This window comes from Pseudobacteroides sp. (assembly GCF_036567765.1).
GTDB lineage: Bacteria > Bacillota > Clostridia > Acetivibrionales > DSM-2933 > Pseudobacteroides.
Map to the genome: position 1 here is coordinate 19,811 of NZ_DATCTU010000008.1, position 26,707 is coordinate 46,517.

Genomic DNA, 26,707 nt, shown 5'->3' on the forward strand with positions numbered 1-26,707 from the left:
AATAATACCTTACTTTACAAGTAGCTTGAACCGTGATAAAACATTATTAACTTCCTTCTTGTCAAACAAAAAACCAGTAAAACCAACTACAATAAATGAATAAAGCATTACATTACATGATAATACAAACCATGTTAGATAATTGCTTATATAATAATTTATAACGACAAAAGGAAGTATAATTAAGTCTACTGAAAGAAAAATTCTAATTATCCTGTAAACAGTTGATTTTACAGGTAAATTTGTCAATTTTCTTGGTATATAAATGACAAGATCTATTACTCTGTACAAATTTGATAATATGGAAGCAGATAAAACACCATATATTCCAAGTACAGGTGTTAATACCAAACCTACAATTACAATAATTAGTGCTTGAATGGTTGATTGCATTCTGGTTTCCTTAAACATTCCAGATGCAATAACCAGCATTCCTTGAGGGGTTTTGATATTGTACAACAATCCGTTAAGTACAAATAAAAAGCCTATGACAGGCAAGTTATAATTTATATCTTTAATACCTGACGTATAGATTTTAATAAACGGTATAATAGTAACAAAAGCGACTGAATAAAATATAGATAAAAGTCCGTAATAAAGAAATTCAAATTCTCCATATGTTTTCTGCAAGGTTGCCTTCTCACCTTTAGCGATAACATCACCGAAGGAGGCGGATACACCGTTTACAAAAATACTCAATAATCCATTCAGTGAGGCTGCCACCATGAAATAAATACTATAAACACTAACAATTTTTAGATCATTTGCCATAATTGTCAGTATGACAACAGGAGCACCCGTCTGCACAGCACCCAGTATTTGCAGGTATAATGCATCCCATCTTTTATCTAGACATTGGAAGTTGGGTGTTTCATTAAATAATAAATATCTATACTTTCTTTTTACATAGATCATTAAAATAAATGATCTTAAAAAAATTGAAAGAAGGGCAACAAAACGTTGTACCACTATGTTTATACCCATTATTGCCATAACGACAACTATTATTGTATTAACTATAATATATACGATTGAAGCTGCAGATATAACATAAGTCTTTTGGTCTGCAGTGAGTAAAACTCTATACTTGGCAAGGGTAAAGAACTCCAGAGCTCCGTTAATGCCAAAAATTAAAACCAATAACGCAATATCTATTTGAGAAATTTTGTTTGACTTTACCATAACTGGATATATTATAGCCAAACCGATTGTTAAAGATATAAAAATGTATCCCGATTGTATATAGAATTTCTTTGCAGCAGCCACAACTCCGTTGATAGCTTTGTGATCATTCTCTGCCAAAGGCTTGTATAAAGCGTAAATGGCAGCACCTGAAAGTCCTGCTTCTACAAGGTTAAAATAAACAACAAACTGATTTATTGAGGAAACCAAGCCGTTTATCTCCGACCCATAAAACATTAGCATAACTCTAGGGATGATAAGCCCTGCAATCATAACGATTATTTGATAAAAGGCCGTTGATATTGAATTATAGAAAAAATATTTAGTCCTATTCATTGTTTATATTCATTGCCTTCTTAATAAAATCTATAGACTTTTTCTTTTCAATGTTAAGTAGCTCATTAACTTTTTCGTATTGTATTACAGGATCATAATTGAAATTATTTGTATCACTTATTAGTCTGTCGGTTAATCCCAATTTTGAAAGAAGCTCAACCATTCTAGAGGGCTTTGTTTTATTAGGTATGGTATAAAAAGGTTTTTTATAAATCAACGAAAATACAGTTCCATGAAATGAATCTGTTACTACAAACTCAGCTGAACTTATTAATCCTAGAAATTCACTAGGACCTGCATTTCTAACAATTTTATGATGCTTTTTACTAAAGGGCTTAAAATTCTTTGTTGAAACCTCCAATATATTCAAGCCGGTCATCTTCGAAACCTTGTAAGCTATTTCATAAGTTTCATTATGGCCGGATATAGAATATAAAAGTAAGTATTTACCATGATTCTTGTTAATTTTGATGTTATCCCATTCTTTTATATCTAAAAGAAGAGTTGGATCTAAAACTACTTCTACACGCTTATCAGTTAAAGCTGATATTATCTGATGTGCACTATTTTCTCGAACGCTTATATCGTCCAACTTTTTTATTAGAGCTTTTAATTGGTAATTTTCCTCTTTTGTTAATGAAGATATGCCAATACTGGCCCCATAGGAGATTTTTTTGCAGTTCTTGCCTGCCATGAAATCTCCAAAATAAACCCCGTCATAACCACCGGTTATCCTTGGATTCCATATTTGGTCACTGCCTGCAAAAACATAATCACTATCTATAGCAAATTCTTTTGCTAAATATTTAAATTGCGAGGGTGACAATTTATAATATCGATTCTGAAAACGCTTAAATTTTTTGTACCTTAGCCATGTTGGTAAAACATTATATAAAGATAGTATGAAGCCTTTTAGTGAATGTGTATTTAAAAGTTTGTACTCTCCAGTCAGAGCTTTTGGTCTATAGTCCAATATTTCTACATCTACTAAAAATTTTTCCAATGTTTTTTGCAATGCAAACGCTTGTAAGTTGGCTCCAAAGTTTGGTACACAGTGAAATGTAACAATTAATGACTTGCTCAAAATATCACACCCTAACAAATTTGTACTTAATATTAAAGAGAAAGTAATATAATTTAGGATTAAATGTTAAAATCAAAAGGTAGAGCTTTTTAGTTAATTTATAGGACTTACTGAAAATTACATAAGTTAATATATTTTTTGCATTTAACCGGATCCTTGAATCGCATTCTTTTGAGTGGTTTGGGTCTTTTGCACCTAAAGTCGCCAATTCAAACAAAAATTTGACCTTCATATCGGTGATTATACTAGCAGTATAATTGTCGCCAACCTTTGTAAGTTGTTTGAAAATCTCTGGAATTTTCAAGCAGGACAGTTTTTTTTCATTAAGGGTATTATGTGTAATACTGCCTTCCCTGTAATGATAAAGGGGTTTTGTGTTGATTACAATTTTCTCCGATTTATCAATTAAGCGATACTGATACTCTAAATCCTCCCAATAATGGATGCTTTCGTTTAAATAAAGTCCGTCTATTATAGATCTTTTATATACACACATCCACAATGAGGTTGAGAATTGAAATTTGAGCAAAAGTTCCTTTGCCTCTTCTGATGAGTAAATGGATTTGTCTAGTGGTATGCCAATATTTTTAATATCTCTGTCATTTCTAAAATATGAATTACTTACAACAATATCTGAACTACTAGTTTGAACCAACCCAATCAGAATATCATAGGTGTTTTCTTCCAGCCAGTCATCGCTATCTACAAATGTTATATAATCACCTTTAGCAATATCTATACCAAGGTTTCTGGAAGCTGAAACTCCAGCATTTTCTCTATGTATAACAATTACCCTTCCATCTGTATTTGCAAAATAATCACAAATTTCACCGGACTTATCCTGCGAACCGTCATCAACTAAAATCAACTCCAATTGTTTATAGGTTTGCCCTAATATAGATTCAATACACTTTTTTAGATGTTTCTCAGTATTATAAACCGGAACAATTACTGAAAGCAGCATTATGTACTTAGCCCCCTTTTTGGAGATATGCTTTGTGTAGTTTGATGGGACTTGGAAGCAATACCGCCATTTACAAATTGCCACATCCAGAAAGTAACAATAAGCATAAAGTATGTGGGATATATAATAAGATGACTAAACATGGACATAACTAAAAAAATTGTAAGGGATGCAGAAAAAGCACCGGCACATTTACTCTTTGTCTTTATAAGAAAAATATTGTATTTTATAATATTAAATATCATAGCTAAATAAAGAGACAGACCGAGTATGCCATAATCATACAACACCTCTAAAAAGTCATTATGAGCAGAAAGCTCAACACTACTGGTGAGTTCGACTCCATTAAAACCCTTTCCAATTATCAAAGATTTTATATCAAATGTGCGTATTTCATTCCATACTACCTGATAAATCGTATCTCTGCCTGAACCGCCATCAGTTTCAAGCCTTTGAAATCTTAACATAATATCCATATTGTATTTTTCAAGAATAAAGTTATACATGTATATACTTATAAGCAAGACTAGAAACACTGAACTTATCAGATAAAATCTTTTTGTGATTTTTTTATTGCTTACAAAATAATCGACTATAAAATATACAAAAAGCGAGCCGATAAGTGCAAGAAAAGCAGTTCGCTTAAGAGAAAGAAAAGTCGTAAATGAGATAAGCAATATACATATATTTCTGATTGAAGCGGTTTCAAGCATCATAATAAATGGCAAGAAAAGTAATACATAATAAATTGAACCGGCCATAGAAGGAGTTACAATATTATGACTTTTTATATTTATTGCATATTGTAAGTACAAAATAAAAATAACACAGAAAAATATTAGATGTGTTCTGCTGACGAATTTATCATCATTATTTTTTCTAAATGCTACAAAACTAATAATTAAAACACTCCACCAAAATGACTGAATTGTTATAGGTATCAAAATATTATGTTGTTGAGTATTATAATTCATTAGTGTTGAAATTGCAGAAAAAAATGCAAATCCTGTAGCTGTCCAAATAACAGCCGGGAGTTTGAGTTTATTTAGTAGACTACTCTGCACACTAAAAAAAGCTATTAACAACATTAAAAACATGATTGCATTGCTATACTCTATATTAAATGATATCGAACTCATGCCGTATATAGATAGCATATATGACACAAATAAATATAAAAGTGAACTAATCAGCAGTACAAACATTGACTTTTGACCTTTTATATCCGATCTTATTTTTCTAATATCCTTTTTCATTTTGTACTCCTTTTTTACCTTGGATAAAATAAAAAACAATTCATAAATACCTTAATTCTTTTCTTACATACTCAAGTGACAACAGTTTTTCTTTTATCTTCTCAATACCCAGTCTTTCTACGTTATCAGAATTGTATTCTTCATTAAAAGATAGCTTTTGATCTCCATCTACAAAGTATTTATCATAGTATAGATCTCTTTTATCAGCAGGCACCCTGAAAAAGTCTTCCATATCTTCTGCTACAGCAAACTCTTCTTTTGTGAGAAGTGTTTCATATACCTTTTCTCCATGTCTGGTGCCTATAATTTTTATTTCATTATCCGCATTAAATAGCTCTTTAATAGCCTGGGCCAAATCCCCAATAGTAGCTGACGGCGATTTTTGAACCATAATATCTCCTGCATGAGCATTTTTGAATGCAAAGACAACAAGTTCTACAGCTTCTTCTAGGCTCATTAAAAATCGTGTCATGTTTGGGTCTGTCACTGTTAAAGGGTGCCCGCTCTTAATCTGCTCAATAAAAAGGGGAATGACTGAACCTCTTGAAGCCATTACATTTCCATATCTGGTACCGCAAATAAGTGTTTTTCTGGAATCAACAATCTTAGACTTTGCTACAAACACTTTCTCCATCATTGCTTTGGATATTCCCATTGCATTTATTGGGTATGCACTTTTGTCGGTTGACAGACATATTACTTTTTTCACTCCATTTTCAATTGCAGCTGTTAGGACGTTATCTGTCCCTAGGATATTTGTTTTTACAGCTTCAAGAGGAAAGAACTCGCATGATGGCACCTGTTTTAAGGCTGCAGCATGAAAAATATAGTCCACCCCATAAATTGCGTTTTTTACGCTGGCTAAGTCGCGCACATCCCCTATATAAAACTTCAGCTTATCATTTTTATATTTTTTTCTCATATCATCCTGCTTTTTTTCATCCCTGGAAAAAATGCGGATTTCTTTTATATCCATACTTAAAAACTTTTTCATGACAGCATTTCCAAAAGAACCAGTGCCGCCTGTTATTAAAAGTGTTTTTTCTTTAAACATACCACACCTCATAAACCACAAAACTATATATCAAAATTTATTTAATCGTTTACATATTGAAATCACAATTAAAATAATTTGTTTATTAATTCAATAATTTTTGCGGCTTGACATATATTGTTTTTTTTATTTAAAACAAATTCCTTTGCTCGTATGCCCTTTTCATGTAATTCATCTTTTGAAATAGATAGTATTTCTCTTAATCTTTTAGCCATTCCTACAACAGTTTCATCTTCAAAAGTATATATATAGTCCAGATATTCACCCGGCATCCCCGGAAGAAATGTTGTAAGAACCGGGGTTCCTGATGCCATGTACTCCATGTTTTTTGAAGGGAATGAATATTTTGTAAACTCTTCTTTTGATGGTCTCGGATTAATAAGCAAAGTTGCTTTTGTTTCTTCTTCAACAATTATTTTATTTGGTACAACTCCTAAATATCTTATAGAACTAATTTTTTTACTTAATTCTATTAACTCTTCATCATAATCTCCGCTACCATATATATGAAGCTCCGCATTTAAACAATTGGCTTCAATAAAGGCTTTAACAAGAGTTTCTATACCATAAGCCTTTTGTGTCATTCCAGCATATATACATACCATTTTATTGTATTTCTTTTCTTTTATATTTGTTACATTTTTCATTTTATAATCTACTTGTCCCTCAATAACAACAAATGGCTTATTATTCTTATTTATTAAACTATTCATTTGATCTGTAAGGAATATATACGAATTAAAATTTTTAATTATAAAGTTATTTATCCTTGTAACAAATGAGCTTGGTTTACTTACAATTAGTCCAGGAACATCAGTAACTATGCCAATAATTTTTGTATTTGATAGTTTTGATGCTATTACACACCCAATAGCCAAAGAAATATTTAATACATCGCAAATAATAACGTTTTTATCCTTTGGATTTTTAAGCTTAATACATCTGTATGCTATGCCAATACATGAGCATAGATTTTTAATCAAAGGCAAATTGAAAAGTGAAGTGTAATAGTACTTTATATCATTTATTATTTCTACTTTTCCTTTTAAGAATCTTTTGGGATAATTTTGCAGCGTTATAGGCACTCCGGATAAAACATCAATTTTAAGATTTTTTATATTGGAAAGTCCCTCTACCATAAGCCTGTGATATTTTTGAACCTGCTGGCCAGGAGCCTTCTTAGCATTTGAAAATAGCTCAAAAAATTGTTTCTCAGAGCACAGGCTGGAGACATAAATAATATGCAATGCCATAATTAGACCTCGTTATTACAATTTTTGTCAGAAAATAACCCTTCAAATTTTTTTATTCCCTCATCATATTGATTAAGTATTTTACAGAGTACCTTGTCACACCGATCTATAAACGCATTCCAATCTATAGATATATAATACAAGTAAACACTTTGTGCATAATCTTCACTATTTGGATCTAAAGTAAGCCCCATATTATTTTCATGAACTTTTTCCCCCATAAAAGAGCCTTCATTGCAAAGTTGCGGAATATAAAATAGCATTCCGTCATAATACTTGTTTGATATAGCATTAGTCATTGTCGTGTCGTTTTCATAAACGTTATGTAAAAGGTCTGTCTCTTTAGCAAATTGATATCTGTCCTCAGGTTTATACTCACCATGGAAATAAACATTTTTTATATTGTTCATTTCACAGTATCCTCTTAACATTAAACCTACTTTTTGCTCACGCCCATGGTAATGAAGTTCAAACCTTTCATCATTAGCAAATCTGTCTATTAATACCATGTTTATTTCTTCATGTCTTATTAGCCCCCAGAACCTTATCCTTATTGGATAATTGCTGCGTTTATTAGTTCTGAACTCATCTCTATATTTTAAAGAATCTATCAATAAGTTATGTGAGGTATATATTTTGCTTGTTTCAGGCAGGAATTTTCTAAATGCGTCGGAACTGACAAAGGTAAGGCTTGATCTTTTTACCAAACCATGAACAATTTTTTTAAAGAAACCTATATGTTCAAAGGTACAATCTCTATAATCTAATATAAAACGATTCTTAAAGCCCTTCCTTAAAATGTTATAAAGCAGAACTCCCGGAAGAGTGTGTAAGGTTATTACAAAATCAAAATCACCCGATTTTATGATCTTATTTGCTTTCTTTCTATACCCTAAAAATGCCCTTATTTTTCTCCACTTTGGAATAAAATCTTCCATGAAAAATTCATATTTATATGATGTAACATCTTCAGGAACAGGGCAATCCGGTTTCCCGTCTCTGTCCCAGTATAAAAGATGAGTCTCACATTTTGTTTCTCTTAACCTATCCAAATAAAAATTCAAATATGGCATATATGATATTTTGCCAAACCCAATAATTAAAACCTTCATTCTGTTTTTGCCGCTTTCTTGGACAATCTTTTTAAATAGTTCGATATATTTAATAGTATTTGAACTTCTTGCATAATACATCTCGCCAAATTTCTGACCGTTTTTAGCTAACATTCCACGCTTTTCTTCATTCTTATACAAATTCAGTATTGCTTGGGCTACAGCTTTAGGATCATCATTTGAGACGGCAACTCCTATATGGTTCTCATTAAACATTCTAAAGTAACTTGAGTCTTTATCAACACAATTAACAATAGCCCGGTTACACGCCATCAACAATCCGGCTTTACTTGGCACAGAATTACCGATGATGCCCTTCTTCAATGGAATGAGGCAAACAGAGCAGGCACTATAAACATCTGAAACCATATTCTGAGGCTGGAGAGGGTAAAATGCTATATTATATAGCCCCATTTCATCCATCTCTTTGATGAAGTCAAATTTCTGGCTTCCCTGACCTATCATTTGGAACTCTATATTCTTATACTCTTTTAAAAACAGTTTTGCTACATTTAAGACCATCTTGTAATCAAAAACATAACCCATGGTACCTGCATATTGAATATAAAATTTATCCTTAGTCAGATTGTATTTTTTTACAAATCTGTTTTCTTCCCAGGATACCTCACGAACTGAACTATCATCATACCAGTTTACTATTGTGACTATTTTTTTATCTGGAACTCCTTGTTCAATAACTCGCTGTTTCATATCTTCAGAAATAACTACAATACTGCTTACAACCTTATAAGCTATCTTTTGCAGCTTATAAAATATAACTTGCATTAACTTGTTTTTCATTATTCCGCTGTGTATTGAACTTCCAGGAAACATATCCTGAATGTTATAAACAATAGGCTTGTTCTTTCCAAAAAGTTTTGCGGCGAGTATAACATATAAAGCAGTGGGACTTGATTGCACAAAAATAACATCATGATCTTTTGATTTTTTTATAGGCTTTACACATGCAAACGCATAACCAATGCCCTCAAGATAACGTTTTGCAAATGCGTTTTTTGGGATTTTTTTGCGTGGTACTATACCATATGATAATTTTTCGTATTTTTTTAGATTATCTGGAACATCACTGTTCTTTCCAGTTATACGGCTCGCTATCATATGCACCTCAATCCCGCTTTTTAGGGTATCTTCAATAAGAGCATTCATTAAATGAATAGAAGGATTTGGTGTGTCAAAGCCTTCACTGAAAAGGAAAAGTGCTTTCAATTTCCTTCCTCCTGTCCTAAAGATTCCACAAATGATAGATTTGATGACACCCGATTTGTTCACATCCAACCTTATGGTAAAAATTAATTGCTCCCATATTTCTAACCTGAGTGCCAACCCTTATTTCATCACAGCCGCGTTCATACGCTGCGTATTCCACATTCCTGAATAAACCTGAACCTATGCCTCCGTTAGTCTTATTCTTGGAAACTGCAATCAGCTCAACGATACATTTGTTTTTCTCATAAGAGTGGAGCAGGAATCCGTTTATTTCATTATCACAGCCCCGGGAAACAGCAAAGTATTTATCGTTTTTTCCAAACGAGTTAACGATCCACTGATGATATACCTCCGCCCCCCCTCTCTTTAAAAGCTCAGGATCTTCTGTAAATTTTGAAATTTTAAAATCAGCTATTTCTAAGATTCCTTTTTCTTCCTTGAGGTTCTGATGAATTTTAATAGTGTCTTTCCATCTGTATATATCATTTTGCCTAGAAGAAGTATTCAATTTCTTTCTAAACTGGATATTAACATCAGCTAGAAATGCAGTTGTGTCCTTACCTATCATCTGAGCATTAGATGGATTCGAATCAATATTTTCAATTGAAACAAACTGGTAATTGCCAAATTTTCTTTTTAAAACTGTCCATTGGCTTTGTAAGATAGGTTTTGTTAAAACAGCTTTAGAACAAGCTAATCCAAAATATTTTGTATCCCAAGGTAAATCAAAGAAAGCAACCCCATCATCTATGTTTTTGTTACTCATGAATCGCTAAAAGCCTCCTACATTTTTTTATTGTCCAATGTCTGGCTTTTTGTCACATATATACCTCTCTGCCATAATACAGATATAACTGTTTTAATAAAAATTTTTATATCAAACCAGATTGAAAGGTTATCAATATAATAGATATCGTACTGAATTCTTTCTTTCCATGGAATTGTATTCCTGAAATATGCCTGGCTATATCCTGTAATACCAGGTCTTATCTCAAGTTTTCTTCCTTCATTTCCTTCATACAAAGCTAAATGTTCAGGTAAGTCAGGCCTTGGTCCGATAATCGACATATCTCCCTTAATGACGTTTATAATCTGAGGAACTTCATCAATACTTGTTTTACGTATAAACTTTCCTACTTTTGTCATTCTTGGATCATTATTAGAATTAAAAGTTGAACCGTCCTCTTTTCTTATATCTGGAGCATTCATCTTCATAGAACGAAATTTATACATCTTAAAAGTAACACCGTTTTTACCCAACCGTGAAGCTCTATAGAATATTGAACCTCTATCATTTAAATAAATGATTGGACCAATGATAAATAAAATTATTAACAAAAACGGAAGGGCAATTATAGATAGAATTAAATCTAACAATCTTTTTACTACTCGAGTATACATACTTTTTCACTCCACTTGCTAAACAAACGCAAACTATCATGAATAAATCAATATCCGTCTTAAATTATCGCAAATATATTCAACATCATCTTCACTTAGTAAAGAATAAAGAGGCAAAGAAATTTCATTTTTATACATTTCATATGAATTTGGATAATTACTTATATCGAATCCAAGGTTTTTGTAAGCGGTATGCATAGGGAGAGGCTTGTAATGCACATTAGTGGCAATACCTCTCTCAGCCATTTTTAAGATTATCCTATTTCTATATTCTTCATCCTTACCGTTTAATCTAAGAAGGTATAAATGACCGCTTGAAAATGATTCTTCTGTAAAATGTTTAAGGCTTGTAGTATCGGTTTCTTCAAGTAGTTGATCATACAATTGGATAAGGCTTTTTCTCTTTTTTAATATCTCAGGATACCTTTTTAGCTGAACCAGCCCTAAAGAAGCCAGAATATCAGTCATATTGCATTTATAATTGGGCTCTACAATATCATATTCCCAATTGCTTAATTGTGTTTTTGCAAGAGCGTCTTTTGACTGTCCATGTAGAGATAAGAGCATAAACTTTTTATAGATGTCTTCATTTTCTATGCCATCTATATCTCCCCAGGTAATTGCTCCTCCTTCAGCAGTAGTAAGATTCTTTACTGCGTGAAAAGAAAACGATGTAAAATCAGAAACACTTCCGCACTTTTCCCCTTTATAAACTGCACCGAGTGAATGTGCAGCATCTGCAATAACAGCAACCCTTCCAATGGATTCTTGTAACTTTGAAGAAGGTTTAAATAAATCCCTCTTATTATTTATGGCTTCAAATATCCTGTCATAATCACACATAACCCCAGCAATATCGATGGGAATGATAGCTTTTGTCCGTTTAGTAATGCTATCTGCTACTAAATCATAATCTATATGAAATGAGTCTTTTCCACAGTCAACCAATACAATCTTAACACCTAGATGATGAATTACACTTGCAGATGCCGAATATGTATAAGATGAAGTAATTACTTCATCTCCAGGCTCAACTCCAAGAAGTCTTAATGTCATTTCCATGCATGAGGTTGCAGAGTTCATAGCTGCTGCTTTAGAGGTGTTGCAATACTCGGCTATTCTATTCTCAAATAATTTAGTTTTAGGACCAGTGGTGATCCATCCGGACCTTAGTGTATCTGTTACTTCATCTATCTCAGCCTGGGTAATATCTGGAGGTGAAAATGGAATAATCTTCATAGCTATTCACCTTTACTTTAAAAAAATTTTAATCCAATTTTATTGATCTGACTTTTTGTATTCAGGAATTATACGCTTGATAAAATCTGTTATATCTTTTGGGTCGTTGAGTTGTTTGTATCTTATTCTATTTATTTCACTAATAATTTTTTCGTAATCAAGTTCTACAGATTTTTCAATAAAAATGTTATTGTTTTTTGTAATGTTTACGCTATCGTTATTTATTAACAGCTCTTCATGAAGCTTTTCTCCCGGGCGAAGACCGGTAAACATAATGTTTATATCTACATCCGGGGTTAGTCCTGACTGGGTAATCATTATTTTTGCCAGATCAAGTATCCTAACCGGTTCACCCATATCCAAAATAAATATCTCTCCTCCCTTAGCCATTGTTCCTGCTTGAATGACCAAGCTTGCCGCTTCAGGTATTGTCATAAAATATCTTGTTACTTCCGGATGAGTTACAGTAACAGGACCTCCCTCCTCAATTTGCTTTTTAAATAAAGGAATAACACTTCCATTACTTCCTAACACATTTCCAAACCTCACAGCCGTGAAGATAGTTTTACTTTTTTTATCCATATATTTAATCAGTATTTCGGAAATTCTTTTTGTTGCTCCCATTATGTTTAGTGGGTTAACAGCTTTATCTGTGGAAATAAGAACAAATTTTTTGCAGTTAAATTTGTCTGCACACTCAGCAAGATTTAATGTTCCAATAACATTGTTTTTAATAGCTTCCCCAGGATTATCTTCCATAAGCGGGACATGCTTGTGTGCAGCCGTGTGAAATATAACAGAGGGCTTATATCTTGAGAAAACACTATCCAGCCTTCCCCTGTCTCTTATAGAACCTATAATTATATCCATATTCAGTTGTAGATTATATTTTTTTAGCAATTCATTTTGTAGATCATAAACTCCATTTTCATAAATATCAAATATTAAAAGTCGTTTAGGTCGAAATCTAGCAATTTGTCTGCATAGTTCTGAGCCTATTGAGCCTCCACCACCTGTTACAAGAATTACCTCATCTTTTAAATAGATAGCTATCTCATCTAAATTTAAATCTATCTTGTCCCGTCTTAATAAATCTTCGATATTGAAATCTTTTAACTCTTTGATATCAAAATCATCTTTCAATAAATCAAAAACTTGAGGGAGTATTTTTAATTTGCATTTAGTCTTTTTGCATATATTAAAAATAATTTCTATATCCTTCTTTTGAACTGATGGCATAGTAATAATTATTTCATCAATTTTAAATCTCTTAACCGCCCAATGAATCTTGTCTCTTCCGCCAATTACTTTTATTCCATTTATCTTTGTTTTATGTTTTGAATTATCATCGTCTATTGCTACTACTGGAGTATATTTTGAATTTGTGTTGTTTTTCATTTCTTTTATTATTAGTGAACCAGCTACTCCTGCACCAACTATCATTATTTTTTTTGTGTGTTGGTCTGAAGTTAATTGCTTTCTTATATTAAAATAAAAACGAGAACTTAGCCTAAACCCTCCTATAAAAACAAATGTTATCATAAAAAAAATCAAATTGGCGGAAATAGGTAAATACAATGGGATAATTAATTCCACAATAAATGTTAATAGTGCTCCAGTAATTGTCGCTAGTAAAATTTGAATAAGTTCTTCAATGCTTGCATAATTCCAAAGCTTTGAATATAGCCCGAATAAGCTGAAAGTAGATATGTTGACTAGAGTTATCATAAAAAATATTCTTGGCAATATATCAATATAGCACTTTGGGATTTCAGTATCAAACCTTAACAATAGGGCTGCATAAATTCCAGCATTCAAAATTATGCAATCACCTAATAAAAATAATATTTTTTTTACAGTTAATTGCAATTGTGTTTCCCCCATTTGTTCAAATAAATCTATATAAAGATCAAATATTTTGTTCAGTTTCATTTCTCAAAAGTAATTCCTGGTTTTTTCTGTAAAGTGCATCAGCATAGTCGGTACCCACCCACCTTATTACCTTGTGATAGGAAGGCAAAAACAAGCTAATGTAGTCCTCGGATGAATGGGCATCAGAAGCGATAAAATGGGCCAATCCAAGCTTTAAAACTTTTTTGCAGAAAGCCTTGACCCTTCTTCCGTGATAACCTATAATGCTTCCAGCATCAAGCTGTACCATGCAGCCGGCTTCAATAAGATTTATAAACATGTCGAAATTTCTCAGAAAGTAAACATACCTTTCAGGATGAGCAATTATAGGTATAATATCATTAAGATGCATCTTCAATATAATATCTATTGTATTATTGGGATAAATATCAAAAGGCAGCTCAAACAAAAGATAATTTGAAGCATTTAGTGTAAACATTTTTTTATTCACAATACAATCTGATAAAATTGAATCCACAAAAACCTCATACCCCATCTTAAGTTCGATATCACAATTTTTCATTCTAACAACCAGTTCCTGAAAATTTCTTTCAGCATTTTTAATATCAAAGTATTTTTTATTATAGTGAGGAGTAGCAATAATAGTTTTGATACCGATTTTTTCAGCTTCAAGTATCATACGCATCGATTCTTTTACGGTTGAAGGTCCATCGTCCACACTAAAAATGATATGACTGTGTATGTCAATCATATTTGATCCCTCTTTTTTATCAATTGCTTTTTAAGCAATTTGCTAATTTTTTTCCCTTTAGAGCCATAATAGTCATAGCCACCATAATAGTTTTTATAATCAAGCTTACTTACTTTATTGAGTATTGCACCTATTATATTTGCATTAGCTTTCTCCAGCTGATCTTTCATCATAATTGCGTTCCTTAACTTGACCTTGTTTTGGGAAATGACTATAATGGAAGCATCTGTAATTGATGCGATTAAAGCTCCGTCAATTACACTGCCTAAAGGCGGTGTATCAACAATAACAAAGTTGTATCTATCTTTCACCATGTCAAGAAGCTCGCCTAATTTTGGTGAACATATAAGTTCTCCAGGATTATGAGTCTTAATTCCGCATGAAATAAAATGGAATCCTTCTATCTCAGTCTTATTTATGATTTCATTTAACTCAGCATGCCCCATCAAATAATTTGACAGACCTTTAAAATCTCTACTGACAAGGCTTTTAAAAAGCATGGGCTTTCGTATGTCTGCATCGACATAAAGAATTTTTAGTCCTGATTTTGCCATGGAAACTGATAGATTTGTGGAAGCAAAAGATTTACCTTCATCAGGACTATAGCTTGTTATAGAAATTGTTTTATACTTATTTTCAGGATCACAAAAATTGATATTTGCCCTTAATACCTTAAAAGCTTCTTCAACTGTCTCATTCATTACAAATATAGAATTATTATTGGCATCTGCCATTGTAATACCCCCTTATCAACCAATTTATATTATATATTGTTCTTGAAAAATTTTACTTATTGGTTTTTACTAGAGGTATAGTACCTAAAACACTTATTGATAGATACTCTTCTATGTCTTCTTTACTCTTTATTCTATCGTTGAAATACTCAAGAAAATATATTGTACCAAGTGTAAGTATAAGGCTTAGAAACAGTGCAAGTACTGTATATGTAAATGGTTTTGGTTTCTCTGGAATTTTAGGAAGTTCAGCAGTATCAACAACATTTATATTATCAACACTCATTAGGCTGACAGACTTCTCTATAAATTTTTCACTAACTTTATTTGTAAGGTCCATAGCTTTCTTTGGATTTTTATCTTCAACACTAATCTGCAATACCCTTGTATCGGTTTTTAGACTAACACTGATTTTTTTTGCCAGTTGATCATGACTCAAATCTTTTATATTCAAGTCTTCAAGAGCAGCTTTAGTTACATTTCTGCTTTTTATAAGCTCTCTATAGTCTTTTACCAGTTGTTGGTTTGTAAGAATATCATCATAATTTATTGACTTCTGTGCATCACTCTTGTTTATAATATAAAGTGTTGTTGTGGTCTTATATACAGGATCTATCAAAGTTAGGCTGGCAATTAAAGTTATAAAGGATACCAGCAATGGAATAGCTATTATAAACTTTATCCTCTTAAAAAGCAAATAAGAAATTTGATTTAAATTCATTTTATCACCCTTATTATTTATTATTTGAAATGGAAAAAAGTCTATCATAGCTTAAACATATGCGTTGATCATATTTTTCGTGCATAGCCAACGAGAAATTTTAAATGTAATATATTAGCTGCTACCAAAGTACAAGGGGCTGTTGCATAAATGAACAGAACAAAATCATGAAATGATTTTGTCAACTTTGATTAAGCAGAATTTTACAACAGCACCCTTAAAAAGAATAAGAGATATTATATTTATAAAATTAGAAGTATATTATCTTATTCTCTGCAGCAATGGTGTTTAATCTTAGTACATTTGCATAGTATACCAACAATTATGCCAAGTATTATTGCCAGTACAATAGACAATATTGCAAACTTGACTGTAAAGCTTAAGCAGTTAAAATAAACCAGAAGATCATCAATGGTCTGTATTAATTTGATAAACCTAAGCCAAAAAAGGTTGATAATAAGTAGTACCAAATCAAACATTAATGCTCCCCAAATAAACTTAGAGGTGTATTTCGTTCTGTGTCTTGAAACGAATTCACTAGCTGTCATGGCAAAAAGTCCAGGCACTAATAAAATTAGTAAATAGAATAAAATTAACATTAGATCCTACCTCTATAGAATAAGTTTCCTAGATTATAATATGTAATTCACAGGGATTTGTTCATGTTTATGAAATTATTGTAAACTACACTATAACCTGTAACAACAACTTAGTAGTTATTTATTATTTACTAAAATATAATGTTCAGTAAACATAAAATCTTGCCGATATATAGTATATATATTCTTGAAGGAGTAACAATTATGGATATGTTGAGGTTTACCAAAGTCAGTATGAATAATTCCTATGAGCTGTCATATGATGAGTCTTCCAATTGCTTATTTGTAGCTTTATTTGGATTGTGGGACAAAATGTCACAATTGGACTATTATATTGACGATATTAAAGCTACCATATCACATTCCAAGCCTAGCTTTAACATCATATACGACTTGACACAGTACAAGGGCTGTATAACCCAATTGACTAACCTTCAGGTAGAGGCTCAGAATTTATTACTGGCGGCTGGATTGAATAAAACTGCTGTATTGATAAAGGAAAATCAGCTATTAAAAGCTTCTGTCGAGATTATATTCCAAATGTCCGGCATATCTGCGACTTATTTCAGCAATATCGGTACTCTTCAAAATTGGCTGGATAGCTTTAAATAAAGAACAAAACCATAATATCCTAGAAATTTAAAAAACTGTAAGATGGTCCTAAACCACCTCACAGTTTTTATGCTGCTTTATGAAATAATAGTTATACCTTAAAAAATTACTTCAGGATAATTTGAGGATGTCATACTGAAATGCTTTGCTATTATCAGTATATCGCTCATATTTATTGAACCGTCGGCATTAAAGTCTTGCTCTGCAACATACTTTGAAGAGTCAGTTGTAGAGTTGAAGGCTTTTGCTATTTCTATGACGTCAGCCATGTTTATTGATCCATCCTGTACTCCGCTTCTTGTGATGTCACCTGCCCAAATATCAACCGGTGATGACGATGTACCGATGATTGCATTTTTATTTGTAGGAATGTCTTGAATTATCCTTGTAAGATACCCGGGTTTACTAATCTTAAGATCAAATGTATCGGAATTCAGTATTGGATTCCTTATTTCAAAGTATCCATTCTCGTCTGTTATTGCATATATAGATACATCACCCGAAACTTCTATCTTAAATCCTGCCTTTACTTTTGAAGCAGCTGAGGTTGAATATGTGAAATCAGGTGAGATATAACCCTTTGTTTTAGGTAAAGTGCTCGAAGGCACTGGAGTATTTGTAGGCTTTGATGTACTTGGTACAGGAGTTTCGCCTGGCTCAAGGCCTGCCACCTTTACCCCATTCTTGTATATTGCTATTTTGTCTGTCCTAGTATATTTGGTTGTAGTGAGATCGGTAATAGAGTAATCATTTGCTGCATTCCATTTGCCGCTGTAATTTGCCAATGCAAACTGGATGTAGCTTCTTGAGTATAGCTTTTCATTAGGGAATGAAAACTCTATGTAATAAATATTCTTAGCCTTATCAAAGACTTTAACTTCGGAATACTTAGCTCCCTTTATGGGTGAATAATAAATGTCCGCTTTTGTAGATGTTGGGTCAACATTAGCACTTACCAACTCCGATAAGTCCATGAAATATCTGAATGATAAACCTGTCTCAAATCTAGGCGGTGCAGTCAGAATGTTATACATATTTAAATCAATAACGGTACTTTGAGCATCCTGCTTGTAAATCTTTGCTTCAGCATAATAAAGGTCAGGCTCGCCTTCTATTCCTGGTGTTGCCTCAGGCTTTTGTCCTGCACCATAGTATTTCGACATGCCTGCAAGGGCACCTACAAGACCTGCATTGTAATCAAGACCTGTTTCGGTATAAACATATTTATCTATATCGTCATAATAAACACCGCTTTTATCAGGTCCTCCTACCAAAGCACCATATAGAATATGTCTTTCAGGTGCAACCTTCTTTTCATCTGCCGGAGGTCCTTCAAGCATACCGCTTGCCGCCCTGTGATGAGGGAATTTAGGATATTTTTCTCCAAAACCTACCATGTAAGACATGTTGTTGGGATTTTTACCGAGAATGAAGTCTATCTGGCTTTTTGCATAGTCAAGATATTTCTGATCCGGTTTGATTTTATAGTATGTAAGTGCGAGCATAGCTTCTGCTGCAGGGTATTTTGCAACACCCCAACTGTCAAGATAGCTTAAGCCGCCAGGAACTTTTGATAGGGTATTCATCCAGTAATCAAGGTTTTCTTCTACTATTGTGATGTATTTTGGCTTTTTGGTTACTTCTGCCATCTTTAATGCAACTCCGCCAAATATATCGTCCCAGCAGTTTGTCCAATGGTTTTGGTAAGTATTGTCTCCACCCAGACCTTTTTCATCCATGAGCTTTTCTATATCGTCCATGTATTTCTGTTCATTTGTAGCAATATAGAGCCATATACCTCCCCACATGAGTTCATCATAATAGCTTCTTGGAAGATAGTAGCTCTGACCTTTGCTGTTACCTCTGTAAGCCTGACCGAATGCATACAAATCCTTTGCATATGTGAGGCATTTTGCAGCATATGTTGGATCGCTGTCTTTCATATTGAGATATGTAAGTGCCAAAGTAGCGGCTGCGGAACCGGCTACATCAGAGCCAGGGTTTGAAGGTGTTGCAGCATAATATGCAGGCCTGGTATAAGTTTGAAGCTCCGGAGGACCCCAGAATTTGTGGTCTTCGTCACCATCACCTAACTGGTAATAGAATGTTGTTTTGTTTGGAAAACACTTCATAAAATAATCCGCAAAATGTTTCACAATATTAAGCATGTACTTGTCCTGCCCCTTTTCGATAAAGGTGTCCTTGAACTCATAATAGGCCCAAGCTAATGCAGAAGCAGAAGTACACTGAGGCAAACCAAACTTCACATGGTCACCGCAGTCATGGAAGCCACCGGTCAGATCAAGTCCCACATCCTTACCATCCTCTATGTGGCAAGGTCCGCGCCATTTGATTCTGTTATTGCCAGCGTCAGGTCCGCACCAGTTTGCCTCATAGAAAAGAATGGATTTTGCAAATGCGTCAACATAGTTAAGGCCACCTGCTGCAGATGCAGTTTTTGGAATTATGCTTGCGAGATAAACAAAAAGCAGAGTGATAATTAAACATTTTTTCTTCACATAAAATACCCCCTATTTTAAAATTATCTATGACTTAAGATAATCTTACCATATTTTATTTTTTGCTACAATTGTAATGGGTGTATATGTAGGGGCAAAGCGAGATTTTTGCAATTTTCGATAGCAATTATACTTGTTTTCAAATGCTTATTTCAAAATATTACAAAAAACTGTATAATTAAAAAGGGAGTCTAAATTTCTGGAAAAGAATTTTAATATTAGGGAGGTTTAAATATGGATAAAGAATTGAGAACTTCAGCAGAAATGACTGATGAAGAATTAATGGACATGTTTGGTGGTTTTGAAGAAACTCCAGTTGTTACAGAGCCTATAATTGTTAAGCCATTATACGGTATCAAACCGCCTATTGACGTAAAGCCATTATACGGAATTGTTGTAAGACCCTTATACGGAATTAAGCCTATGTATGGAATTAAACCTTTGTATGGCATAAAGCCTACTGAGTAGTATTAGTCTTTTTTATAATAGAAGTATTAATTATATAGAAGATTTATGTTAGATACTTACATAAAAGGAAAACCAGTTGTCCGGAATATTTAGACTATCAGGTGCATGGTACGGGTATTTAAATGAGCAGCAATAAAGCTTTATTAATACAGCCATGCACCACCCCAAATTTTAAATATCTAGGAAATGCGACAATAATCAAGGGTGTAAAATGCAAGAAATTCTGTTATTCAAATTTTTGCGGGAGGGGTATTATGAGTATAGATTACAGGCCAATTACAGGTGTGTGGGAGATAACAATGGGATGCAACATGAGGTGCAAGCACTGCGGTTCTTCCTGTGAAAATAGATTAAGCGGAGAGCTTACAACCGACGAGGCCTTAAAGCTTTGTGATGACTTGGCTGAGCTGGGATTTAAGTGGCTTACACTGTCCGGAGGTGAGCCCACAACCAGAAAAGACTGGGATATCATTGCAAAAAGGCTTAATGATAATGGGGTTATACCCAACATGATAACAAACGGCTGGCTGATAGATGATGAGATAGCCAAAAGAGCAAAGGCTGCGGGAATAAACACTATAGCCATAAGCCTTGACGGTCTACAAAAGACTCATGATTTTATCAGGCGTGAGGGTTCATATGAAAGAATAATGAATGCCTTGGACATATTAGTGGCAAATGAAGTAAACTGCTCTGTTATTACGACTGTAAACAAAATGAATCTTGGTGAACTGGAAGAAATGCACAAAATCCTGTGTGAAAAAGGAATATACGGCTGGCAGTTCCAATTGGGGCTTCCTATGGGGAACATGGTCAAAAACAGTGAGCTTGTGGCACAGCCTCATCATACCGATGATGTTATTAATTTCGCCTATGATGCCATGCAAAAGGGTGGCGTGGATATACAACTGGCCGACTGCATGGGGTACTTTAACAAAAAGGAAATTGAAGTAAGGAAAAAATCCGATTCATCCGATGAGTACGACTGGAACGGCTGCGGAGCCGGAAAGTATGTTATGGGAATACTTCATAATGGCGATATAGTGGGATGTACTTCTATAAGAGACAGAAACTTCATAGAAGGAAATATTAAAGAAACACCTATACTTGATATTTGGAACAATCCTGAAAAGTTTGCCTGGAACAGGAATCTTACTAAAGAAATGCTTCAGGGAACCTGCCAAAAGTGCCAGTATGGCAATCGCTGCCACGGTGGATGCGGCAATACAAGGCTTACAATGGAAGGAACAATATACGGGCAAAACAGATACTGTTCCTACAATCTTGTCGTTAAGAAGGCTGAAAAGCAATTTGAGGGTATTAATGACATTGATGAGTTAATGAATAAAGCTCGCAAATTTGCACCACAAAATCAGCACCAGCTTGCGGAAATATTGCTGTCAAAGGTTCTTTCCCTTGACCCTGAAAATGAAGAAGCATTATCATTATACGGATATACTTCCTTTATGCTGGAAAACTACAAAAATGCTGTGGAAGCAAATGAAAAGCTGCTTCAAAAGGACAGCAGCAACATATACGCAAATAAAGGTTACGGACTCTCCATTTCAAGGCTTGGGATGGTTGATGAGGGCATAAAATATCTTAAAAAGGCAATTGAATTGTCAAAAGGTACTTACCTGGACCCATACTATGACCTTGCAGTGGTTTATTTTGAAAACGGAAAACCGGCCAAAGCTATGGAAGCCTTAGAGGAAGGGTTTAAGGTTTCTGATGAGTTTGAAAAGAGCTATCGGGATTTTTACAATCTTCTACAAGAACAGGTTAAGGAAGGACAGGCATGATATTTAAGAAAATTTTGAGCTTGACCAAAAGGTACCCTGTAGTTAGGCAGCATGACGTAACAGACTGCGGTGCCGCGTGTCTTGCTTCAATTGTGAAATATTACGGCGGAAATATCTCAATAGCCAGGCTAAGAGAATACTCAGGTACAGGTAAAGAAGGTACAACAGGGTTTGGGCTTGTGAAGGCATTGCAAAGACTTGGGTTTACTGCAAAGGGCCTTAAAGCTCAGCTTGAGCAGTTGGTAAATGAGGAATTTCCGCTGATTGCACATGTGATAAAAGACAATGACGGTAAAAAGCTTGAGCACTATGTTGTGGTTTATAAAATAGATGATAGCAGTATAACTTTCATGGACCCTGCTAAAGGAGTTGTCAGGGAGAAACTTTCCCTTTTTTATGATGTTTATACGGGAAGGGTAATATCCTTAAAGCCGGGAGATAGCCTTGACATAAAAACAAGTAACAACAGGGCTTTATTTGGGTTGATAGCATCCATAGTTAAAGTACTTAAGCTCTCCATTTTTATTATTGTTTTGATATCCTTTGTATTTACAGGGCTTGGAATATTAAGCACCTATTATATGAAGTATTTGTTTGATACGGTTATCGGAGAAGGGGTATTTAATCAGCTTACTTACGTATCCCTTTTCTTTATCGGTATTTTCTTTTTCCAGCTCCTTTTAGGGATATTAAGAAGCCTTATGGTTACCAAATTGGCATTAAAGATAGATAAAGAGCTTATGCTGAGCTATTTTAAGCATGTATTAAGGCTTCCCATGAGCTTTTTTATTTCCAGGAAGGACGGCGAGATAATATCCAGGTTCATGGATGCCTCGAAAATCCGTGAAGCCATATCAGGCATAACCCTCACCCTTTCCATCGACACAGTTCTTGCTATAGCTGGCGGAGTTATTCTGTTTATGTCAAATAGGTTTCTCTTCTTTATAACATTATGCATCATGGTGCTGTATGGAATAACTGTGTTGTGTTTTATAAGGCCCCTAAGAAAAATAAACACGCTTCAGATGGAAAGCAATGCACATCTTACCTCTCATCTTGTTGAGAGCTTAAATGGTGTTGAAACATTAAAGTCATTCAATGCTTTAAATGAGACTGATAAGACTGCGGAAAAAAACTTTGACGATCTCATAAAAAAAGTATATAAAGGCAGCATACTCTACTCTGTGCTGACTACCCTTACATCTGCCATCAATGGTCTTGGTACCATATTGATACTTTGGTTCGGTATTATTGAGATTTCTACAGGAAAGATGTCTACCGGCGATCTTCTTGCCTTTAATGCATTACTCCAATACTTTCTTACCCCTGTCAAAAATCTCATTGACCTGTCATCGGAGATACAAACAGCTGCAGCTGCATCAAGCAGGCTTGGGGAAATATTAGAAATAGAAGGGGAAAAATACATAGACCCTGAAAGAAGTGTAATACCTGACACCTTGTCGGAGGATATTGATATAGACAGCATAACATTTAGATACGGATATAAACGGCCTGTAATAGAAAATCTGTCCCTCCACATAAATGCGGGAGACAAGGTTGCTGTTGTAGGTGGCAGCGGATCGGGAAAAACAACACTTGCAAGGCTGATTATGAATTATTACCTTCCAGAGAAGGGCACAATAAAGATCGGTGGAATTGACTTAAGAAATATACCTTTAGAGACTATCAGGAAAAAAATTGCATTCATATCCCAGGATGTGTTTCTTCTAAGCGGCACAATAGCAGATAATATAAGACTTGGCAATCCTCATGCCTCCATGGAGGAAGTGATGGAAGCGTCTCAACATGCAAACTGTCATGAGTTTATTGAGAAGCTGCCACTAAAGTATGAAACCTACATAGAGGAAAACGGTTCAAACCTTTCAGGTGGTCAAAGGCAGCGAATTGCTATTGCCAGGGCCTTCTTGCTAAAGCCTGATGTTCTAATTATGGATGAGGCCACAAGCAACCTTGACACCATCACCGAAGAGGCCATATCAAATACCCTCGACCTTTTTGATAAAAAGGTTACAAGGATCATAATAGCTCATCGCCTATCTACAATAAAAAGATGCCGGAGAATATTCGTACTTGAAAACGGCAGAATATCCGAATCCGGCACCCATGAAGAACTCCTTTTGAATAACGGGCTATATAAGGAAATGTTTAATTTATTGTAAAAGTCAGGTTGTATATGTTGGGTGAACTTGGCTTCGGACAGAACAGGGTCAATGTATTCCCTTCTTCTCTAAGCCTTCCGTAATCAACCAGGGGATCTGAGAAAAACTTATCCTGATACTCTGTACTGATCATTTTCCAATCACTCCAATTTGACGATGCTGATGCTGCGGCAATTCGAAGATTTGGCAGTATTGCGTAAATATTGTTTGATTTTGAAAATGCCAGCTTGCCTCTGAAGTTTAAGACTGAAGGGAAAGTAGTGTTTGTTCGGTGCCATACACCGCTTGCATCCCTCCAATAATGGAAGTAAACAGTCTTGTTCCTTGCGTTGGTAAAATTGGAGTCGTCAGCCTGGGAATCAGGCAAATGGGATAAAAGAACATGTATCTGCCCGTTATTATCCACCATTTGTGCTTCCTGGTTGATAAGCCCCCTGTTTTGATTAATTGTCCAAACCTTGACCCCCGTCGTATTTTTATTCACAAAACTTGAACCGGTAACTGCTACGGTTGTTCCGGCATTATTCTTCCAGGTACGGCCGTTATCGTCACTATAAATATACATAAGATCGTGGTTGGTTGTTGCATCAGGGGTTTCACGCCAGCACCAGGTTTCATGGAGCCTGCCGTTTTTGTCATAGGTAATGCCATGGGCGTAGGCATTATTATTCTGGGATATCCCATCTATATATTTACCTAAGGAAGTCCATTTTTTAGTTGATCCGTCATACTCCAACAGATACTGGTCTCCGCTTCCGCTCTGGCCATATCTGTATTCAAAGAGAAGCTTGTTGGACGGTGTTGTTATAAATCTTGGGTATGTAACAAGTGTTATTTTATTACCAGGTATGAGACTGCTGGTAACTGCACCGAAAGTTGACGCATTCCATGTAAAGTTTTGAGGGTTTGCAGCAAGGCCTGGTACCGATACACGATAGTGAAGGTCATTGCCGTGGTGGTCAAAAGCAAGGTGAATTGTTCCGTCCTGAGGGCAAATTCCTATAGATATTGTGTTATGTGCGTCAACGGCTGACAGAGGGTGGTCTGTAAATTCGAATTTTGCCCACTCGCCGTTCGGTAATTTCCTTCTGCACATTACAACATGCTTGTTTGTGTTCCAGAAGGCTGAATACTGGTATCCATTGTAAGATACTATTCCATCCTGCTGAAAGGATTCTCCGTTTAAATATCCTCCGTATGATACGCTTGTAAGCCCTGAATATGTCATTAGTGAGTCTTCTGTTTTAACTAAAGACGGCATAACATTTTGTATTGTAGGTGTTGGTGATTTGGTTGGAGTCGGAGTCCAAGCTGGAGTATTTGTGGAAGTTGGAGTGTAGGTTGAAGTTGGAGTATAAGTTGAAGTTGGAGTACCTGAAGGTATTGATGTTATATAGCTTGCAATTATTACGGGATACTCTGACGAAACTTTATTAAAATTGGCGGCTATAAGAATCAGGTCTGTCATGTTGATAGCATTATCTTTATTTAAATCATAATCTGCCTTATACTTCGCATCACCTTTAACTGCGTTGAATACCTGTGCCATAAGTATTATATCCGACATATTTAAAGAACCGTCGCCATTAAAATCTCCAGGCCATAAGTATATCGGTGAACTCTCGGTTCCCAGCTGCAAACTACCTGTTAACTGAATGCTTTGTGAGCTTCTTGAAAGGTATCCTGTCTTTATAAATTTTATCACGTAGCCGTTTGCGTTTGCAGGAACATTAGGAATTGTAAAGTAGCCATTTTCATCGCTTAAGGCCCATAACCCTGTGCCGGATATTTCTACTCTGGTCCCTGAAAGGATAAGCTGGGCAGCAGATACAGGGTATGTAAAACCGCTGTTTACATAGCCGGAAATGGAGTTCCCTGCCCCATCTGCGTTTACAGGTACAAACAAGCCGGTAATTAATGCTGATACTATCAATAATATAACAAATAGATTTTTCTTGTGAAACATTATAACTCCTCCTTAACTAAAACTTAGATAAACTGAAATATTAAAAGATTTATCATTCGTGCTTTAATATATAAATTACGAAAAATCGATTACATTCCGTTTTCGCACGTATCCTTGAATCGTTGGTTACATGCTCGCCGTAATGTAAGATTTTTATCGTAATTTATTTAGTTATATTTTAACATATAATTTATGTCAAATTCATTAATATAGATTTTTAAGTAAAAATTACACCTTAGATTCTTCATATGCATATTAGAAGTATTATTTTATTTAACACTTTTTCACCGTTTGACAATCTTTTCATTATTAATTACCATATGATATAATTTAAATAATAGTATAAGAAACTAAAAACCATAATTTTCTTAAAGG

The 26,707-nt window shown here is 34.4% G+C and carries 21 protein-coding genes; 4 read left to right on the forward strand and 17 right to left on the reverse strand.

Annotation, left to right across the window (positions count from 1 at the left end; all coding sequences use genetic code 11):
- Window positions 1–9 precede the first annotated feature (9 nt).
- From VIO64_RS02675 to VIO64_RS02745, 15 genes are all read right to left on the reverse strand, one after another.
- Window positions 10–1,518, reverse strand: a complete 1,509-nt coding sequence (locus VIO64_RS02675) for a hypothetical protein (protein WP_331914883.1) — start codon at window positions 1,516–1,518, stop codon at window positions 10–12.
- Entirely contained in the window at window positions 1,511–2,602 is a 1,092-nt protein-coding gene (locus VIO64_RS02680) for a polysaccharide pyruvyl transferase family protein (protein WP_331914885.1), read from the reverse strand. Before VIO64_RS02680 ends, VIO64_RS02675 begins: the two co-directional genes overlap by 8 nt.
- A gap of 4 nt (window positions 2,603–2,606) precedes the next feature.
- A complete protein-coding gene (locus VIO64_RS02685; protein ID WP_331914887.1) occupies window positions 2,607–3,566 on the reverse strand; it encodes a glycosyltransferase family 2 protein in 960 nt (319 codons plus the stop codon).
- A complete protein-coding gene (locus tag VIO64_RS02690) occupies window positions 3,566–4,822 on the reverse strand; it encodes an O-antigen ligase family protein (protein WP_331914889.1) in 1,257 nt (418 codons plus the stop codon). The genes VIO64_RS02685 and VIO64_RS02690 overlap by 1 nt, the downstream gene beginning before the upstream one ends.
- Before the next feature lie 40 nt (window positions 4,823–4,862).
- A complete protein-coding gene (locus VIO64_RS02695) occupies window positions 4,863–5,876 on the reverse strand; it encodes a polysaccharide biosynthesis protein (RefSeq protein ID WP_331914891.1) in 1,014 nt (337 codons plus the stop codon).
- 68 nt (window positions 5,877–5,944) lie between these two features.
- The gene (locus VIO64_RS02700; RefSeq protein WP_331914893.1) at window positions 5,945–7,129 is read right to left on the reverse strand and encodes a glycosyltransferase; all 1,185 of its coding nucleotides are present in this window, start codon (window positions 7,127–7,129) and stop codon (window positions 5,945–5,947) included.
- A gap of 2 nt (window positions 7,130–7,131) precedes the next feature.
- Window positions 7,132–9,468 (reverse strand): glycosyltransferase, encoded by a 2,337-nt coding sequence (locus tag VIO64_RS02705; protein WP_331914895.1) that lies wholly within the window; start codon window positions 9,466–9,468, stop codon window positions 7,132–7,134.
- A 16-nt stretch (window positions 9,469–9,484) separates the two neighbouring features.
- Window positions 9,485–10,234 (reverse strand): GNAT family N-acetyltransferase, encoded by a 750-nt coding sequence (locus VIO64_RS02710; protein WP_331914897.1) that lies wholly within the window; start codon window positions 10,232–10,234, stop codon window positions 9,485–9,487.
- Between the two features lie 17 nt (window positions 10,235–10,251).
- The gene (locus VIO64_RS02715) at window positions 10,252–10,869 is read right to left on the reverse strand and encodes a sugar transferase (protein ID WP_331914899.1); all 618 of its coding nucleotides are present in this window, start codon (window positions 10,867–10,869) and stop codon (window positions 10,252–10,254) included.
- A 36-nt stretch (window positions 10,870–10,905) separates the two neighbouring features.
- A complete protein-coding gene (locus VIO64_RS02720) occupies window positions 10,906–12,108 on the reverse strand; it encodes a DegT/DnrJ/EryC1/StrS family aminotransferase (protein WP_331914901.1) in 1,203 nt (400 codons plus the stop codon).
- 39 nt (window positions 12,109–12,147) lie between these two features.
- Window positions 12,148–13,992: a nucleoside-diphosphate sugar epimerase/dehydratase gene (locus tag VIO64_RS02725; RefSeq protein ID WP_331914989.1), complete on the reverse strand. Its 1,845-nt coding sequence runs from the start codon at window positions 13,990–13,992 to the stop codon at window positions 12,148–12,150.
- Between the two features lie 25 nt (window positions 13,993–14,017).
- The gene (locus VIO64_RS02730; protein WP_331914903.1) at window positions 14,018–14,731 is read right to left on the reverse strand and encodes a tyrosine-protein phosphatase; all 714 of its coding nucleotides are present in this window, start codon (window positions 14,729–14,731) and stop codon (window positions 14,018–14,020) included.
- A complete protein-coding gene (locus VIO64_RS02735; protein WP_331914905.1) occupies window positions 14,728–15,465 on the reverse strand; it encodes a CpsD/CapB family tyrosine-protein kinase in 738 nt (245 codons plus the stop codon). Before VIO64_RS02735 ends, VIO64_RS02730 begins: the two co-directional genes overlap by 4 nt.
- Before the next feature lie 52 nt (window positions 15,466–15,517).
- Window positions 15,518–16,186: a YveK family protein gene (locus tag VIO64_RS02740; protein WP_331914907.1), complete on the reverse strand. Its 669-nt coding sequence runs from the start codon at window positions 16,184–16,186 to the stop codon at window positions 15,518–15,520.
- Between the two features lie 266 nt (window positions 16,187–16,452).
- Window positions 16,453–16,665: a hypothetical protein gene (locus VIO64_RS02745; protein WP_331914909.1), complete on the reverse strand. Its 213-nt coding sequence runs from the start codon at window positions 16,663–16,665 to the stop codon at window positions 16,453–16,455.
- A 324-nt stretch (window positions 16,666–16,989) separates the two neighbouring features.
- On the opposite strand from VIO64_RS02745, the gene VIO64_RS02750 reads away from it, so the two are divergent.
- Window positions 16,990–17,397, forward strand: a complete 408-nt coding sequence (locus VIO64_RS02750) for a hypothetical protein (RefSeq protein WP_331914911.1) — start codon at window positions 16,990–16,992, stop codon at window positions 17,395–17,397.
- 98 nt (window positions 17,398–17,495) lie between these two features.
- Here the strand turns inward: VIO64_RS02750 and VIO64_RS02755 are convergent, their stop codons facing one another.
- Window positions 17,496–19,916 (reverse strand): glycoside hydrolase family 9 protein, encoded by a 2,421-nt coding sequence (locus VIO64_RS02755; protein WP_331914913.1) that lies wholly within the window; start codon window positions 19,914–19,916, stop codon window positions 17,496–17,498.
- Window positions 19,917–20,150: 234 nt separating this feature from the next.
- On the opposite strand from VIO64_RS02755, the gene VIO64_RS02760 reads away from it, so the two are divergent.
- The 3 genes from VIO64_RS02760 (at window position 20,151) to VIO64_RS02770 (ending at window position 24,366) form a co-directional block, all read left to right on the forward strand.
- Window positions 20,151–20,384 carry a hypothetical protein gene (locus VIO64_RS02760; RefSeq protein ID WP_331914915.1) on the forward strand — a complete coding sequence of 78 codons (234 nt, stop codon included), beginning with the start codon at window positions 20,151–20,153 and terminating at the stop codon, window positions 20,382–20,384.
- A gap of 254 nt (window positions 20,385–20,638) precedes the next feature.
- A complete protein-coding gene (locus tag VIO64_RS02765; protein WP_331914917.1) occupies window positions 20,639–22,186 on the forward strand; it encodes a radical SAM/SPASM domain-containing protein in 1,548 nt (515 codons plus the stop codon).
- A complete protein-coding gene (locus VIO64_RS02770) occupies window positions 22,183–24,366 on the forward strand; it encodes a peptidase domain-containing ABC transporter (protein ID WP_331914919.1) in 2,184 nt (727 codons plus the stop codon). Before VIO64_RS02765 ends, VIO64_RS02770 begins: the two co-directional genes overlap by 4 nt.
- Here the strand turns inward: VIO64_RS02770 and VIO64_RS02775 are convergent.
- Complete coding sequence (locus tag VIO64_RS02775; protein ID WP_331914921.1) at window positions 24,353–26,332, reverse strand: BNR-4 repeat-containing protein; 1,980 nt, start codon at window positions 26,330–26,332, stop codon at window positions 24,353–24,355. The genes VIO64_RS02770 and VIO64_RS02775 overlap by 14 nt on opposite strands.
- Window positions 26,333–26,707: the final 375 nt, after the last annotated feature.